The organism is Ktedonobacter racemifer DSM 44963 (assembly GCF_000178855.1).
Taxonomy (GTDB): Bacteria; Chloroflexota; Ktedonobacteria; order Ktedonobacterales; family Ktedonobacteraceae; genus Ktedonobacter; species Ktedonobacter racemifer.
Map to the genome: position 1 here is coordinate 137,105 of NZ_ADVG01000002.1, position 16,362 is coordinate 153,466.

Sequence of the window (16,362 nt, forward strand, 5' to 3'; positions counted from 1 at the left end):
GGAAGTGAGTAAAAAAAGAGCGGGCGATACGCAAAATGCGATTGCTCCGCTCGGTCAAATCCCTTTGAGGAAACTGGAAAAAGTCTGTTTTTGGCGACTATACCAGGGCGCTCTTGGCGTCATCGACGCGCGCGACCAGAGTTTGCAAGAGCTGCTGGAGCTGCTCACGAGTCTCGGCGTCCACCAGACGGCCCTCTGCATCAATCTTAGAACGCCCCTCGCCTACGTAGAGCGAAGGCTCGTCCAGCAGGTCGCTCTTCTGTGTAGCCAGCAACTGGCGCAACTGGACGTGTGCGGGACCACTCTGACGACCAATACCCATGAGTGCAACTGGCTTCTCGGCCAGGGCGGCATTCCCGCTGGCAGCAATCCATTTCAGGGCATTCTTAAGTGCATTGGAAAGCAGACCTTTATATTCAGGGGTCGCGATCAAGAGCGCATCAGCCTGAGCAATACGCTCGCTGAACAGGCGAACACTTTCGGGAGTGTTGTACGTCTCTGTAAAAGCGGGTAGATCAGAGAGTGAGAGAATTTCAAGCTCGGCCTGGGCGGGCAAAAGTTCCTGTGCCGCTCGCAAGGCCGCTTTATTATAGGACTCTTCGCGTAGGCTACCGGTAAAACCAACAATGCGAATGATAGACAAGGTAGAACTCCTTAGAAAAAGATGGCAAAAATCAACATTAACTTCTTATACGAAAATTTTGTGAACAATACAGGCCCATTTACAGGCTGCTACGTTCTCCCACCCTCAGCACATGTAGCGCTATTTTTCAGGGGCACGAATTATTAAACGCATATTTATCACTCGTAGCAACGAAAGTGCTGAGCTTATAGGCAAAAAGTCATCCCTTCACCATTCGTACGCAGCGCAATATACTAGCCAACTCGAGCAGTATGAGCTTTTAAAAACGGATGGAAAGCGCAGCCAGCAAGGCTGCATTGATGACGACATAGATAACACCATCACAACACACACGCTACCTATTATCGACAGCCAGCAGCAAATGCTAAGGTTTTGCCGCCAGAGTGATTGCCTCTCTCCTCTCAAGAAAACATGCAGCACCTTCATTATATTCCCGCAGGCCAAAGAGCATACCACATAGAAGGGAATAAGCACAAAGTAAGGCTGCATCATGCGACAAGAATGGTGCATCATCCTGTAGATATGTCTCATTTTGTGAGCTACTTCACAGTGTAGAGGGCAAAGAAAGCGTAAGATAAAGGCCATGAGAAACACATCACCCCGCTGGAAGGCGAGCTGATTACATCTCAGGACGAGAGAAACCCTTTGGAAATGTGAAAACACATTCTGAACTGCAAACCGACTTGAGAGCAGGCTTTACGGGCACAAAGCCTGCTTTTTTTGCGCCTATACTATGCGCATGCAGATATACTGACCCGGCTCTAGCGTTCTGATGGCCTTACACCTGGATGCGCAATGGCGACGCCGCCATGGATGAGCAGCGTATCGCCAGGCGCGACATGCGGCAGCAGCGAAACATCGACACGCTCAATATGTTCTTGTGCCTCCACCAGGGCGAAACCCGTCTCCTCCTCATCCAGGCTGATAACTCTGGCGGTCTGGGGTTCATCACTACATGTAAGACAATGACTCTCTGGCGACGTCCCCGCCGACAGCGGAGGAGTCTGCTCGCTCCAGACGCCATGCGAACGCACCACCGCGCTCTCTTCTCTCACAGGCAGGCTTGAGAGATGCTTAGTATTCTCAAAAAGGACATCCTGGGTATTGATATTCTCCTCAGAGTTCATGGGAAAGCCCTCCTCTTCCATCAGGAGCAGATAAACCCGACTGCAAATACTACCAATTTCAATAAGAAGTAGTTACAAAACTATATTACCGCCGCAAGCATAATGCAGCCTCCAGAACTTCTTAAAAATAGCATAAATAATCGGGGGCATCGCTCATATGATGCGCCCCGATAAGGGCCAACTGGTACTGCTCACAGTCTGGGGCAAGGAGAGACTAGCGATTTTTTTCGCCCTGCTCGCGCTTGCGCGACTCTTCTTGAATCTGTTTAGCGTAACCAGACTTCTCAGCGGCCTCACGGATCTCCTCAATAGCCTGCTCTTTCGACTCTACAGGGATATCCTCATCATTGACCACCTGAGACTGATCTGTATCTTTCTCTTTGCGACTGGCCTTCTGCTGCTTCTCGTTATCATGCTCAGACTTGCGACTCATTGAGATACTCCTTTCGGTAGCGCGCATGTCAGTGATTGTGCACAGGAATCTTACATGCCGATACTGTGAGAGAACAACAACGTGGGTGTTGCGACCTCGTTTTTATTGTACCGAGAGGAACATAGCCCAGGTATCGCACACGATTTGGCGGGCTAGTGACTTTACACAGAATGCTGTTTAGGCCAGCGACTCCACATAAGCACGCTGGGGATTGGCCACACCACGGAAGAAAATTTTTCCCACATACTGCACCAATTCCTCGGGAGTCACCATCTCATCCAGGAGCAAGCGTTTAAAGGGATAGGAGGCAAGGAGGCTGGAGAAGGTATGCAGCATAATCGTGGTAGGGATGGCTGGATCGAATTCGCCGGAAGCTTTCCCCTCATTGAGCAAAACTTCAAGGCTGCTTAAAAGCTGATCGAGCAGAGCATGGTGGCGGGATCGCAAGAGAGGTCGAAGTTCAACGGCACCAAAGAGTGCATAAAAGAGACGCCCACGCTCGCCCTTTAAACGCATATAGCTCGTCGCGAGCAGCGTTTCCAGGCGCGAACGCACAGAACCAGGCGCGGATACAGCCTCCTGCACGTTCTGTAGGATCGCTTGCATCTGCAACTCGAGCAGGGCCAGGACCAGGTCTTCTTTGCGGGAGAAATGCAGGTAGAGGGTTCCTTTGGCAATACCCACACGTGCAGCCACCTCGTCCATACACATCTCATGATAGCCCTTCTCCAGCAGAATTTTCTCCGAGGCATGGAGAATAAGCTGCTCACGTTGCTGACGTTGACGTTCTTTGAGCGAAAGGGTGGATTCGCGCATATGGCTCCCTCCAAATGTTCTTCAGATATCGGCGACATCAATATGCATGCCTACTTCAGCATATTTCATCGATTGCCAGAGGAGTCGTCTGTGTACGTTCTGGAAGAAGAAACTACCAGAAAGCACGAGAATTGTCAAGCAGAAAGTAAGGGACACCAACTCACATGATGGGTAACAGTCGAGATCCCTCAAACAAGGGTCGATTCTGTCCTCCTTCAAGGGTATGCTTTAAGAAGAAGACAGAATCACCGTGCTCCCCATTCCAGAGGCACGATGATTGCTTAGATGTGAAGAAGAAACATCATCTACGAGAGTGAGGAGGAAATCTCTTATGGACAACACACATACATTGCGAGGATTCACGACAATCAGTTATTGGGCTGCCGATCTGGAGGCGGCGAAGCGCTGGTACACTGAACTGTTGGGCGTCGAACCGTACTTCCAACGCCCGGGATACTGTGAGTTTCGCATCGGCGACTACCAGCACGAGCTAGGCCTGATCGATAGCAAATACGCGCCCTTCGACACCCAGACGCATGTCCCTGCCGGTGCTGTCATGTATTGGCATGTGGACGATGTCAACGCGACCGTTGATCGATTACTCTCCATGGGGGCGAAACAGCTCGAGGCCCCCCAAGAGCGTGGTGAGGGGTTCATCACTGCTTCGGTAGTCGATCCTTTCGGAAACATCCTGGGCATCATGTACAATCAGCACTACCTGGATGTTCTCGGTTCGGCCAGAAAAGCGTAACCCACATTAACAATGGCGGTGAGGCTATACAAAGGAACTTCACCCAAAACGCCGCAGGATGCCCCTGCCCTTTCAGGCATGGGGAGGAATGCGGCGTTCCTTTGTCGGTGGCTTGGGTGGAAGACATTCTCTCATCTGCTCATGTATTGTTGACAGTCAGATGAAAACTATGGTATGATTTAGCGTATGCAAACGGTATTAACAGCGAAACTCAAATTAAATACAACGCCCGAGCAATTCAAGGCATTACGTACAACGCAACTGGCGTATCGGGATTCTCTCAACTATGTGAGCCAGTACGCCTTTGAGCATGGCAAGATGAGCAATGCTGTTCGTTTGCAAGATGCCACCTACGAAGAGATCCGCCTCCGTTTTCATCTGCCTTCGCAAATGGCCTGTTCTGTTCCTCGCCAAGTTGGTGCCTCGTATAAAACCCTCTGGACAAAGGTCAAGAACAATGCTGTTCATCGTAAGGAAGGGAAGACCAAGAAACGCTACAAAGGGCTTGATAAGGCTCCCTAGTTCATCTCCCCCACGTTGACCTATCAGTACAAGAAAGACTACACCTTCAAGAAAGAGCAGCAGGTGAGCATCCTGACCCTTGAGGGACGTGTTATCGTGCCCTATACTGGCTACAATAAGCATGTGGCATTGATCCAGCGTGGAGCGGAGATTGGTGCATCGAAACTCTGGTATGACAAGCCCAAGAAACAATTTTACCTCCTTGTCTCTCTTGCAATTGAGACGGCTGATCCTACACCTGAAACGCACAAGCAAGTCGTTGGCGTGGATGTGGGGATGCGATACCTTGCCGTCACGGCGACGATGCAAGGGGATTGCACCTTCCATTCAGGCAAACAGATTGTCCCCAAGGCAAACCACTCCGCACGACTGAGAAAACGTCTGCAAAAGAAAGGCACTCGTTCAGCGACAAGAAGGCTCGTTGCCATCAGTGGACGAGAGAGACGGTTGAAGCAGAATACCAATCATGTCGTGAGTAAGCGGATTGTCCAACAGCACCCTCAAAGCTTGATTGGACTGGAGCATCTGACAGACATTCGAGAGCGTACCAAACGACGCAAAGGCAAAAATGCAAAACAGCGAAAAGCCAATCGTACCTTCTCCAAATGGTCCTTCGCTGAGTTGCATGGCATGATTGCCTATAAAGCGCTCTTGCATCGAAGTATGGCGATCAAGGTCGATGCCAACTCTACCTCGCAAGCGTGCCCCAAATGTGGGCACACCTGCAAAGAGAATAGACCCAACAAAGGATTGCTCTTCGTCTGTCAGAATTGTCAGTACACGCTCCATGCCGATCTGGTTGGAGCAAGAAACATTGCGATGCGAACGCTTCTTATCCGGCAAGACTGGAGAGGAACGGGCCTCTTGTCAGTACGCGCCTGATGTGTCGGACGATGAAGCCAAAGCCGCACGCCTGAAAAGGTATGCTGAATTGCGGTGGAGTTCAGACACAACTCCAAGCCCTCGGCTTTAGCCGTAGGGTACTGACTTTTTCATAGCGAAAACAATCCTTTGTATGGCTATTCGCCCTTCTTGTATTCCGGAAGCCTAGAGAGGAGGTTGTATCACGATGATATTGGCCTCTTCTCTTGCGAAGGCTTCATGTCACAGATCGTTTTCCCCAGAGCTGACCCCTGTGCCTATCCCAGCAGATGTTTTGTACTCCTAAACACGGGCAGGGACGGGCAAGCTTACAATAGGGATCGTGCAGTTGCACAGGGTTTCTCAAAAGTCTGGTGAGGGGTGAAAAAGAAGAGTCAATCCAGTAGAATGCATGACATCAAAAAACACAGCATTCAAGGAGTGACTCAGCATGGACTATACAACATTGCTGGAAGAAAACAAGGGGGAGCCCGTCTGCTCGTCGAGACAGATGCAATCCCTGTATCAGGTTTGTCACCATCTGAGAGACGGAAGAAAAGCACGAGGAAGGCAATATGACCTCGCGGGGGTGCTGCTGGTGGTCGTCCTGGCAAAATTGGCGGGGATGAGCAGCCTGCTAGCAGCAAGTGAATGGGCAAAGGATCAGGAAAAGGTCATCCGCGCGAATGTGAACCTTTCCTGGAAACGGATGCCTTGTGCCAATACCTACAGCTACGTCCTGGCACGCTTAGACAGTCAACAGGTCAATGCTCATCTGGCCGCGTGGTTTGTGCGCCAGATGAGCCACCAGCGAGAAGGAGAGCCAGACGACCAGCACGTCCATCTGGCCATTGATGGCAAAGCGCTCAAAAGCACTGGGGAGCAGGCATATGGAGGAGAGCATCCCCAACAACATCTTCTGCATATTTATGAAGCAGAAACGGGTGTGGTCCTCCAGCAGATCCCCATTGGCTCTAAGACGAATGAGGTTGGCGCGCTCAAACCGTTTCTGACCGAGGTGACATGTAAAGGGCGAGTGATCACCGTTGATGCGGCGCAAAGCTATCACGAGATGACTCGGCTGGTGCGCACGAGCTGGAGGGGAGGTGATTCTCATCATCAAGGACAATACACCTGTTGCTCGCGCGGACCTCGAACTGTTTTTTGAAGACCCGCAAGCAGATCAGAGCACCTGGCAATCGTATACTCAGCTTGACAAGGGCCATGGTCGTCTGGAACGTCGCTCGATTATGAGCAGTCCCGATCTCAATGGCTTGTTCTTCAAGGATTGGGGCGAGATTGGACAGGTCTTTCGCTTACAGCGCGAACGAACGATCAAAGGGAAGCACAGTTGCGAGGTTCGCTACGGGTTAACAACGCTTTCTCTGAGGCATTGTCCTCCAGAACGTCTTCTGCACTACCTTCGAGCACACTGGAAGGTGGAGAATCATCTCCACTGGCATCGAGATGCCACCCTTGGGGAGGACCGTTGCCGAGTCCGCTTCATTCCGGTGATGGAAATGCTGGCCGTGCTCAATAACGTGGTTCTTTCTCTCATGCACCTGCACCGGGTTTCCACCGTCGCTCGCCAGCTTCGTCGTTTTGCCTCTCATCCAGAGGAGGCTCTTGCTTGGTTGCTTCAGGACTTTTGAGAAACCCTGTGCAGTTGCACGATCCCTATTGACTATTCAATTGAAATATGTTATCCCTAATACATAGTTTATCTTGATGGGGCTGATACTATACGTGCCAGCGCTCTGATACAGGTATCACTGATGATACATCTTGTTGTATATTCTCCCTCGTAGTAGCGTCCGACATTCAAGGAAGAATGTGGGTGACCTATGCCAACCACTGCTATCCGCGATGCACGCCGCAAGGATATTATCACTGCCGCGCGTGACCTCTTCAGCCGCAAGGGCTACCATGGGACGACCATGCCGGATATCGCCCGGGCCGCCGGGATCAGTACTGGCCTTATCTACTATATTTTTCCCAGCAAAGAAGAGATCCTGCTGGCATGCTGTGAGGACGCCGTCACGATTTACCGCGATGTCCTTGAGCGAGCTAATACAATCGCTAATCCCCTGGAGCGCTTTGATGCGCTTGTACGCGAGCTCTACACGCTACTCGATAGCACATCCAAACGGCTCCTGATCATGTATCGTGACCTCTCAACGCTCAAACGCGAGACACGGCAACGCATTCTAGGGCCTATTCATCGCCTCGATGATTATTTCGTCGCCCTCTTCCAAGAGGGGCAGCAAGCCGGCGTCTTCAGACAAGATATGCCACAACCGCGTATTCTGGCCGCCAATGTCCTGGGGCTGGGGCATCTCTGGGCCTTGCAGAAAACCTGGCACTTCGCGCCCACTATCGATCTGGAAACATATATTTCCACTCAACTCGCCTACTTCCATGCACAGCTCTTACATCCACCTGTAGAGCAGGCATAACCATTTTCGCTTACGCAGGTTTGCCGGGCGCTTACACGCCTTCATGCTTCCTGCTGCTACGTCATTACATAATTAGGAGGAACGACCACCATGGATTTCCGCTTAACCGATGAACAGAAAATGGTCAGAGACACGGTTCGCGCCTTCGTGCAAAAAGAGTTGCTTCCACTGGAGGGCGATGTTCTGCGCAATGAGCGCGAGGGGCGTGTAGGCATCGAACGCGAGCAGCTACGTCAGCTTCAGCTGAAGGCCAAAGAGCTGGGCTTCTGGGGCATTAATACGCCGGAGGAGTACGGCGGGGCCAATCTGGGACCAGTGATGACGGCGATTATCATTATGGAGCTCTCGCATACCTTTGTCCCCTTCGCCTTTGGCGGCTCAGCCGATAATATCCTCTATCACTGCAATGAGGAGCAGAAGCAGCGCTACCTCATCCCCACCATTAATGGCGAGCGGCGCTCCTGCTTCGCCCTGACCGAACCAGGCGCGGGCTCAGATGCCGCAAATATCAAGATGTCGGCGGTCAAGGATGGGAAGCACTGGGTGCTCAATGGAGAGAAGGTCTTCATCACCAATGGCAATGAGGCCGACTTTACGATGGTCTTCGCCGTTACCGATAAGGAGCGTGGCGCGCGCGGTGTGACCTGCTTCCTCGTCGATCGCGAGATGGGCTGGCGCTCAAACTATATCCATACCATGGGCGAGTGGGGACCGGCCTCGCTCTATTTCGAGAATGTGCGTGTGCCCGAAGAGAATATTCTGGGCGAGCTCAACCAGGGCTTCACTTTGGGCATGCAGTGGATCGGGGCAGGACGCTGGAACATCGCCGCCCGGGCCGTGGGAGCTGCCGAACGCTTGCTCCAGATGGGCATCGACTACGCCAAGACGCGCTCCACCTTTGGCAAGCCCATTGCGGAACGCCAGGCTATCCAGTGGATGATCGCCGACTCACGCGTTGAGATCGAGGCGACGCGCTGGCTGGCGCTGCATGCCGCCTGGATGGCTGAAGAGGGCCAGGATACGCGGCATGCGTCCTCGATCGCCAAGCTATATGGCTCCAATATGGCCAACCAGGTCGCCGATCGTGTCATGCAGATTCACGGCGGCATGGGCTACACCAAGGAGCTCCCCATCGAGCGCTGGTACCGCGAGATGCGCGTCTGGCGTATCTTTGAGGGTACCGACGAGATCCAGCGCTTTATCATCTCACGCGATCTCCTGCGGGGCTATGTCAGGCTCGGTGAGGAGCTTGTATGAGCTCGTCACCCAAAGCCGCCATCGTTGGCGTGGCCGAATCAGATCTCGGGAGCACACCTGATAAGACCGTGCTACAACTCCAGGCCCAGGCGGCCAGGGCCGCCCTGGAGGATGCGGGACTGGGCTTGCAAGATGTGGAAGCCCTCTTCTGCGCTGGCAACTGGGCCTGGTCCCCCAACCTGATGCTGGCCGAGTACCTGGGTATCCAGCCCAGGTACACCGACACAACCAATATCGGGGGCTCCTCCTTTGAGGCGCATATCGGCCATGCCCTCGCGGGTATAGAGGCTGGCCTCTTCGAGGTCGCCCTCATTACCTATGGGAGCACGCAACGCTCGGACCGAGCTCGCGGGCGCGGGCTGCCCTATTATCGCCTCACAGAGCAATATGAAGGCCCCTTCGGTCTGCCAGCACCCGTGGGAGCCTATGCCCTGGCGGCGAGCCGACATATGTTTGAGTATGGCACGACCAGCGAGCAACTGGCCGAGGTCGCGGTCGCGACGCGTAAATGGGCCACGCTGAATGAAAAAGCGATGAAGCGCGAGCCCATCACCATTGAGGATGTGCTTAACTCACGCTGGATCGCCGAGCCGCTGCACCTGCTCGATTGCTGCCTGGTGACCGATGGAGGTGGAGCCGTGGTCGTCACCTCCGCGTCGCGCGCCCGGCAGATGCGTAAAGCCCCGGTCTGGATTCTGGGGCATGGGGAGGCCCATACCCACAACACGATCACCAATATGCCCGACCTGGCGAGTCACCAGGCGGCAGCAGCCTCTGGGCGAGACGCCTTCGCCCGAGCAGGATTGACGCCTGCCGAGATCGATGTCGCAGAGATCTATGATTCGTTTACAATCACGGTCCTGCTCACCCTGGAAGCCCTGGGATTCTGCGGGAAGGGCGAGGGCGGGTCCTTTGTCAGCGGACAGCGAACCGCACCAGGCGGCGCCTTCCCCATGAACACGAATGGCGGTGGACTCTCGTACTGTCATCCAGGAATGTATGGCATCTTTCTGCTCATTGAGGCCACGCGCCAGTTGCGAGGAGAGTGTGGTCCGCGCCAGGTTGAAGGCGCGCGCGTTGCCCTGGCCCACGGCACGGGCGGCGTCCTCTCGTCGGCGGCCACGGTTCTGCTTGGAAAGGATTGACGCGTATGCCAGCCCAGTTCCCTCAACCCTTGATCGATAGCGACTCGCAGCCCTACTGGGAAGGTCTCGCACGTAGTGAGTTGCGCATCCAGCGCTGCCAGGCGTGTACGCGAGCAGTGTTCTATCCACGCGCGCTCTGTCCACATTGCTTTTCGGACCAGCTAACCTGGATCACCGCCTCGGGCAGGGGGACACTCTACGCCTTTACGGTTGTCCACCAGGCCTTTGGTCCCTATGCGGCGGAGGCTCCTTTCATCGTCGGTATCATAGAGCTAGAAGAAGGCGTTCGTATGATGTCGCGTATCACTGATGCTACGCGTGAGCAGATCACCATCGGTGCCGCGGTCGAGGTAACGTTTCTCGCCGCCGAAGATGGTGTGACGCTCCCCTATTTTCGCCTGGCAGCATAATTGTAGGGTCCATGCTGGCATGGACTCCTCTCGCTGGAGGACGTACTCAGTTTGCAAGCATAAGTCCATACAAGCATGGACCCTACAGCTATCAGGTAACCTATGAGAGGTATACGAGCATGTCTGAGAGATATCATATATCACCGGAACGGCTCCACACCTTTTTTCGCCCCCAGAGCATTGCCCTGGTTGGGGCGACCGATAACTCGCGCTGGTCACTCTGCACATTTGAGAATCTCAAGCGCTTCGAATTTCCCGGCCCGGTCTACCTGATCAACCCCTTTCGCGAGACCGCGCACGGGGAGCGCACCTACAAATCCTTACGCGACCTGCCCGAGCCGGTAGATCTGGCCTTTATTATGGTCCCCACCCACAGCGTCTTCCCTATCGTGCAGGAAGCCGCCGCGGCGGGAACGCGGCATTTCGTCGTGCTTACCTCGGGCTATAGCGAGGTAGGGGCGGAAGGGGCGCACCTGGAGCGCGAACTCCTCGCCTTCGCCAGGGAACATGACCTGGTGTTGCTTGGTCCCAATGGTAATGGCTTTATCAATGTGACGAGCCGGGTCACGCCCTATGGCTTGCCAATCTCACCACCGCTTGCCGCCGGGCCAGTAGGAGTTGTGCTTCAGAGCGGAGCACTTGCCAGCGCGGTCCTCGCCTTCGCCCAGGCGCACGCCATTGGTTTGAGCCTGCTCGTCTCCATGGGCAATGAGAGCATGATCTCGGTCACGGATGTGGTTGACTACCTGCTGGAGGATGAGTCGACGCGCTCAATCGCGCTCTTCCTTGAGAGCATTCGCCACCCAGATGAGCTACGCCGCATCGCCGCCAAGGCACGCGCACGTGGTAAACCCATCGTGGCCCTCAAAATTGGGCGTAGCGAGACGAGTGCTCGCACGGCGCTCTCCCACACTGGAGCCATAGTAGGCGACGATAAGGTGAATGATGCCATCTTTCGCCAGCTTGGGATCATGCGCGTACACTCGCTGGAGGATCTGCTCATCACAGCAGGACTTGCAGGCAATATCCAACCCCTGCCAGGGCGACACATGGGCATCGTGACCCCTTCGGGTGGCGCGTGCGATATTCTCTCTGACCTGGCCCAGGATGAAGGGATTACGCTCCCAGACTTCGCGCCCGAGACGCTCGCACAGCTCCAAAGCATTCTACCGCCCTTCTCCACGCCACATAACCCCCTAGATGTCACGGGCTATATCGTCGTGGATGGGACCCTGCAATCGCGAGCGCTTGAGGTAGTGGTTCGGGACCCCAACATCGACTTCATTTTTAACCTGGTAAGCATTGAGGGGAATCGTCCGCTCGATCCTGTTGCTCTAGAGAACCATGTCGCACTCTACCAACATCTCGCGGAGATTGTGCGTGGCTCGTCCCACCCGGTTATTCTCGTCTCTAACACCTGCCTGGATCTGACCAATACGGCTCGCACGCTCGTTGAGCGCACGGGACTACACTTTGTCGCGGGCCTCGAACATGGCATGCGCGCCATCGGTCGACTCCTCTGGTGGGCTGAAGCACAGCAAGCATCACCAGGCGAACCCTTTACGCAGGAGCCAATCACCTTACCATCCCTCTCCACTCCCCGCCGGGGGACATGGTCAGAGGCGCGAGCGCGCGTACTCTTGCAGCAGGCGGGTATTCCCGTTGTTCCAGGAAGGCTAGTGACCACGCTCGATGAGGCGTTGCAAGCCGCGCAGGAGCTTGGCTTTCCCCTGGCCCTCAAGGTCCAATCGGCCGAGATTGCGCACAAGAGTGATGTGGGCGGTGTGGCACTCAACATCAACAGCGAGGAGGCGCTTCGCCAGAGCTACGACACGATACACGAGCGCGTCCGCTCGGCGCTCCCCCGGGCAGAGCTAGAAGGCTTCCTGATTAGTCCGATGCGTTCGGCTGGCCTGGAACTCCTGGTCGGCATCATCCGCGATCCCCTATGGGGGCCGGTGCTCTCGCTGGGACTGGGTGGCATCTGGACCGAGGCGCTTCAGGATACCAGTGTGCGCGTGCTTCCCGTGAACCAGGGAGAGATTCATAGCATGCTCAATGAACTGCGTGGAGCCGCCCTACTACGTGGTAGTCGTGGACACCACGCTGTTAATCTGGATGCGTTAAGCCAGGTCATCTACCACATCTCGCTCCTGGCACAGGGTCTAGGACCAGAGCTTGCCGCCCTGGAGATCAATCCACTGCTGGTTGATGCAACCACTATCGAGGCTCTCGATGTTTTACTGACCTGGCAAGAGCCATAGGTGGCTTGTTGGAAAGCAAGCACCACACGATGCGATCTTACTGTTTACCGACTATATGAATGGAGGAAGAGACACATGGGTAAACTCGATGGACGTGTAGCCTTTGTCACCGGAGCTGGACGCGGCATTGGGGCCGCGACGGCACTACGCCTGGCCGAAGATGGCGCGAGCGTCATTCTCGCAGATATCGATACTGAGGGCTGCCAGCAGGTGCTGGCCGATATCGAGCGCATCGATGCCAAGGGACTGATTGTGCAATGCAACGTCGCCGATAAAGCCATGGTTGAGGCGGCCTTCCAGCAAGGTGTGGAGCACTTCGGACGCCTCGACATCCTGGTGAATAACGCTGGCGTTTTACGCGATAATCTGCTCTTTAAGATGAGCGATGATGACTGGGAGACGGTCATGAATGTCCATCTGCGGGGGGCCTTCCTCTGTAGCCGGGCCGCCCAGGCCTACATGGTCAAACAACGTTATGGGCGGATCGTCTCGCTCTCCTCGACCTCGGCCCTGGGCAATCGCGGCCAGGCCAACTATTCGACAGCGAAGGCAGGTCTGCAAGGCCTCACACGCACGCTTGCCATAGAGTTAGGTCCCTTTGGCATTACCACCAACGCCGTCGCACCCGGCTTTATTGATACCGAGATGACACGCGCCACGGCCCGTAGGATGGGCTTCGATCCTCAGGAACGCATTGAAGCCGCCTCCAAGGTCATTCCCGTCAGGCGTGTGGGGCAGCCACGCGATGTAGCTAACGTTATTTGCTTCCTGGTCTCAGAAGAGTCCAGCTACGTCAATGGACAGATCATCTATGTCGCCGGCGGCCCACACTAAGCAAGACCCTCTATGTCAAGAGCCAAAAACAAGAAAGGAAAAAGCAAGGTGAACGTAGGTGAAGCTGCCTCCCGTGTGGTGATGCAAGTTTTCCACACCGGTCAAGGCCAAGACAAGCGCGCCCACACCCGACTCTCTCACCACCTGCGCGGCCTTGACTCGGTGTGGCCTGGAGCGAGCAACCCACACCGGGAGTCGGGAACGCGGTGGTGGGCCGCGGCAGACGTTGGAGCAACAGGCAGGTGCGCAGGAACGGCTCACCGTCGGCAGAAGGGACGCGGCGGGAACCGCTTGGGCGACTCCGTTGGAGCACACGATATCAGCACTGACAAAGAACTTCGCAGTGCTGAGCGTGCCCAACCAAGTGTGACGCAAAGGGACAGCCTGGGTTCAGGCGGCACGTTGGCGAGGCGCGTGAGCCAGCTTCGCGGCTTCAAAGGTCTCGGCTTGATAGCACGTCTCACTCATCCACATCCGGTACATGATCCGCACCCAGATATTGGCCAGAGCGCGAAGGGCCATGCTGTGCGTTTTGCCTTCTGCCAGTTTGCGTTGGTAATACGAAGCCGCCCACGGCTCCGAGAGCGTCGATTGCCAGGCGAATTGGTACAGATCATTGCGCCAGGGCTTCACGCAGGCAAAGCGTTTGTGCGCCTTAGCGTAATTGCCGCTTTGGTAGGGGACAGGAGCTGTCCCAGCCAGTTCCTGAACACTGTTGGCATCAGCATAGCGTGTGCGATCATCCCCCCATTCAGCAAGCAAGCGCGGAGCCAGACGCTTGCCTGCTCGTGGAAGAGAACTCCAGATCGCATGGTCTTTATGGGTCAAAAAAAGGGTCTGAATCGCCTTCTCATAGCTGGCAAGGTCTTCAATGACCACCAGCAATTGTTTGACCAGAGACAGCATCAACCGCGATTTAGCGCGCACGGTGACTTCACTGGCGACCAACTGAGGATGGTGCAGTTCCTCAACCATCGAGGCGGCGGCCTGTGCTGGGTTGGGAAACGTTCCCAGACGCAAGGTAGCCGTTATCTCTTCAACCGACGCACGCTGTGCTGCTTGGGGAGTTGGGTACGCTTGCAAAAAACGCAGTGTGGAAGGCTGCTGGAGCTTGGAGAACAACTTCAAGGCCACCAGATAGTATTCCTTGAGGCAAGCGGTCAATTGGTTGACCAGGCGCGTTTGCATCTGAACCAGAGCATCCTGATCGCGTGTCAACATTTTCAATTCCTGGACGGTAGGGCTATCAGGTTCCAAGCGATGCAGCTCAGCCAAGTTGAAGTATCCCGCTTTTGCCAACAAACGCGCGTCAATGCGATCAGTCTTGCCTCCTGCTACTTTCCGCAACCCATTGATCGTTTTCGGGTTCACTGGATACACGGGAAGGCCAGCCGAAAGCAGGAAAGCGATGAGCAGCCCGTGATTCGTTTCGAGAATGCAAGCCAGTTCTTCAGGTTGAGAGGTAAAGCTCAACAAAAACTGCTTCAGGTCATGCAAGCCTTCCTGGCTGTGGGAAAAGCGGCGCGCTCCAACATGTTTACCGGCTTCATCGAGGACATCAACGTCATGATGTGTGTCTGCCCAGTCCAAACCAACGTACCACATCGTTCCATCTCCTTTGCGAGAAGCATTCCTGGGGGGATCGGGTCCTTATATGCCGAGTGCTCGAAGCAACGACCCTCTAATCATCGATGTGCCCAGGAGGGCTGCCAGGGGAAGGACAATCTTGCTTTATCAGTCAAGCTGTGTGGAGAAAAGAGCCTTTCCCCAGCAGTGTTTCTTGAGCAGGCTCATCCTGCTCAGCTCTTGTTTGAGAGAGCTTACCAAAATCTTAACATATAAGGAGAAAACTATGTTCGATACGAGCAAAATCGGTCATCGCTTTGCTCCCTTCACGACCGAGGTACACCGGCAAAAGATCCACGAATTGACCACTGCCATTGGGGACGACAACCCAGTCTATCATAGTCGGGAAGCGGCACAGGCGCAGGGCTTTCCCGATGTGCCCATCTCGCCCACCACGCCAACTATGTTTAGCTTCTGGGGCGCCCGCCAGCGCGGAAACGACCTGGCCAGCCTGGGCATTAACGTCAAAGGCATTCTGCATGGTGAGGAGGAGTATGAGTACCTTGCGCCCATCTATCCCGGTGAGACCCTGACAGGGGTGACAACGGTCGTTGATGGCAAGACACGCCAGGGACGCGATGGCCTCTCCATGGATATCATCACGACGGAGACAGAGTACACCAACCAGCAACAACAGCCTGTGCTCAAAACACGCAGCACCATCGTCATTCGCGAGCAATCCTCTCCAGCAAGCAAGGAGGCCAACGCATGACCACATCAAACCACACACGGCTCTATGCCGAGGATGCTCATGAGGGCGATTCCCTTCCTCCCCTGACAACACCGCCTGTGACACACCTGCAACTGGTGCGCTACGCAGGCGCCTCGGGTGATTTCAATCCCTTACATACTGATCCCGCCGTAGGGCAGGCTATAGGAACGGGTGGCATCATCGCGCATGGCATGCTCATCATGGGCTTCGTAGGGCAAATGCTCAGCGACGCCTTTGGCCCGCTCGCGCTACGCAAGTTTGGCGTCCGCTTCAAGGGGATGACACGCATCGGTGACGTGATCACCTGCACTGGCAAGATCACCGAGATCAATGATGTGGAGGGCGAGACGCGCGCAACGGGCACGGTGCAGGCGGTAGACCAGAACGGGGATGTCAAAGTCAGCGGCACCTTTAGCGCCGCCCTGCCGAGACGTCAGCCCTAAACCAGTTCTTTCTCTGATGACAACGCAAGACCCTTCTCTCGCCACCTGGAGTGCTTTCGCGC

General features: G+C 55.1%; 16 protein-coding genes and 1 pseudogene. 12 read left to right on the plus strand and 5 right to left on the minus strand.

The annotated features are described in order from the left end of the window. Positions 1-97: 97 nt before the first annotated feature. The 4 genes from KRAC_RS16960 to KRAC_RS16975 all read right to left on the minus strand — a co-directional run bounded on the left by KRAC_RS16960 (position 98) and on the right by KRAC_RS16975 (position 3,019). Positions 98-643 (minus strand): NADPH-dependent FMN reductase, encoded by a 546-nt coding sequence (locus tag KRAC_RS16960; protein WP_007909111.1) that lies wholly within the window; start codon positions 641-643, stop codon positions 98-100. Between the two features lie 761 nt (positions 644-1,404). After that, on the minus strand, positions 1,405-1,770 hold the full coding sequence (locus tag KRAC_RS16965; protein WP_007909113.1) for a HypC/HybG/HupF family hydrogenase formation chaperone: 366 nt from the start codon (positions 1,768-1,770) through the stop codon (positions 1,405-1,407). 214 nt (positions 1,771-1,984) lie between these two features. Further along, on the minus strand, positions 1,985-2,203 hold the full coding sequence (locus KRAC_RS16970) for a hypothetical protein (RefSeq protein ID WP_007909114.1): 219 nt from the start codon (positions 2,201-2,203) through the stop codon (positions 1,985-1,987). A 177-nt stretch (positions 2,204-2,380) separates the two neighbouring features. Continuing rightward, positions 2,381-3,019, minus strand: coding sequence for a TetR/AcrR family transcriptional regulator (locus tag KRAC_RS16975; RefSeq protein ID WP_007909117.1), 639 nt, complete (start codon positions 3,017-3,019; stop codon positions 2,381-2,383). Positions 3,020-3,350: 331 nt separating this feature from the next. Here KRAC_RS16975 and KRAC_RS16980 point away from each other — a divergent pair, with 331 nt between their 5' ends. From KRAC_RS16980 to KRAC_RS17025, 10 genes and pseudogenes are all read left to right on the plus strand, one after another. Further along, the gene (locus KRAC_RS16980; RefSeq protein WP_007909119.1) at positions 3,351-3,770 is read left to right on the plus strand and encodes a VOC family protein; all 420 of its coding nucleotides are present in this window, start codon (positions 3,351-3,353) and stop codon (positions 3,768-3,770) included. 186 nt (positions 3,771-3,956) lie between these two features. After that, a pseudogene (locus KRAC_RS16985) lies at positions 3,957-5,265 on the plus strand (RNA-guided endonuclease InsQ/TnpB family protein). Between the two features lie 339 nt (positions 5,266-5,604). Continuing rightward, complete coding sequence (locus KRAC_RS78265) at positions 5,605-6,321, plus strand: ISAs1 family transposase (protein WP_040443781.1); 717 nt, start codon at positions 5,605-5,607, stop codon at positions 6,319-6,321. Further along, a complete protein-coding gene (locus tag KRAC_RS78270) occupies positions 6,260-6,805 on the plus strand; it encodes an ISAs1 family transposase (protein ID WP_052568076.1) in 546 nt (181 codons plus the stop codon). Before KRAC_RS78265 ends, KRAC_RS78270 begins: the two co-directional genes overlap by 62 nt. 192 nt (positions 6,806-6,997) lie before the next feature. Further along, the gene (locus KRAC_RS61780; RefSeq protein WP_007909124.1) at positions 6,998-7,609 is read left to right on the plus strand and encodes a TetR/AcrR family transcriptional regulator; all 612 of its coding nucleotides are present in this window, start codon (positions 6,998-7,000) and stop codon (positions 7,607-7,609) included. A 90-nt stretch (positions 7,610-7,699) separates the two neighbouring features. Further along, positions 7,700-8,866 carry an acyl-CoA dehydrogenase family protein gene (locus KRAC_RS17005; protein WP_007909126.1) on the plus strand — a complete coding sequence of 389 codons (1,167 nt, stop codon included), beginning with the start codon at positions 7,700-7,702 and terminating at the stop codon, positions 8,864-8,866. Then, complete coding sequence (locus tag KRAC_RS17010) at positions 8,863-10,011, plus strand: acetyl-CoA acetyltransferase (RefSeq protein ID WP_007909128.1); 1,149 nt, start codon at positions 8,863-8,865, stop codon at positions 10,009-10,011. Before KRAC_RS17005 ends, KRAC_RS17010 begins: the two co-directional genes overlap by 4 nt. Positions 10,012-10,016: 5 nt before the next feature. After that, positions 10,017-10,421: a Zn-ribbon domain-containing OB-fold protein gene (locus KRAC_RS17015; RefSeq protein WP_007909130.1), complete on the plus strand. Its 405-nt coding sequence runs from the start codon at positions 10,017-10,019 to the stop codon at positions 10,419-10,421. Positions 10,422-10,540: 119 nt separating this feature from the next. Next, positions 10,541-12,685: an acetate--CoA ligase family protein gene (locus KRAC_RS17020; RefSeq protein WP_007909132.1), complete on the plus strand. Its 2,145-nt coding sequence runs from the start codon at positions 10,541-10,543 to the stop codon at positions 12,683-12,685. Positions 12,686-12,760: 75 nt separating this feature from the next. Then, a complete protein-coding gene (locus tag KRAC_RS17025; protein ID WP_007909134.1) occupies positions 12,761-13,519 on the plus strand; it encodes an SDR family oxidoreductase in 759 nt (252 codons plus the stop codon). Positions 13,520-13,909: 390 nt separating this feature from the next. On the opposite strand, the gene KRAC_RS17030 is transcribed toward KRAC_RS17025, so the two are convergent. Beyond that, a complete protein-coding gene (locus KRAC_RS17030) occupies positions 13,910-15,124 on the minus strand; it encodes an IS110 family RNA-guided transposase (protein WP_007909137.1) in 1,215 nt (404 codons plus the stop codon). 247 nt (positions 15,125-15,371) lie between these two features. Between KRAC_RS17030 and KRAC_RS61785 the strand changes: the two genes are divergently transcribed. Both KRAC_RS61785 and KRAC_RS17040 read left to right on the plus strand, forming a co-directional pair. Beyond that, positions 15,372-15,857 (plus strand): FAS1-like dehydratase domain-containing protein, encoded by a 486-nt coding sequence (locus KRAC_RS61785; RefSeq protein WP_007909138.1) that lies wholly within the window; start codon positions 15,372-15,374, stop codon positions 15,855-15,857. Continuing rightward, entirely contained in the window at positions 15,854-16,300 is a 447-nt protein-coding gene (locus KRAC_RS17040) for a MaoC/PaaZ C-terminal domain-containing protein (protein ID WP_007909139.1), read from the plus strand. The genes KRAC_RS61785 and KRAC_RS17040 overlap by 4 nt, the downstream gene beginning before the upstream one ends. Positions 16,301-16,362 lie beyond the last annotated feature (62 nt).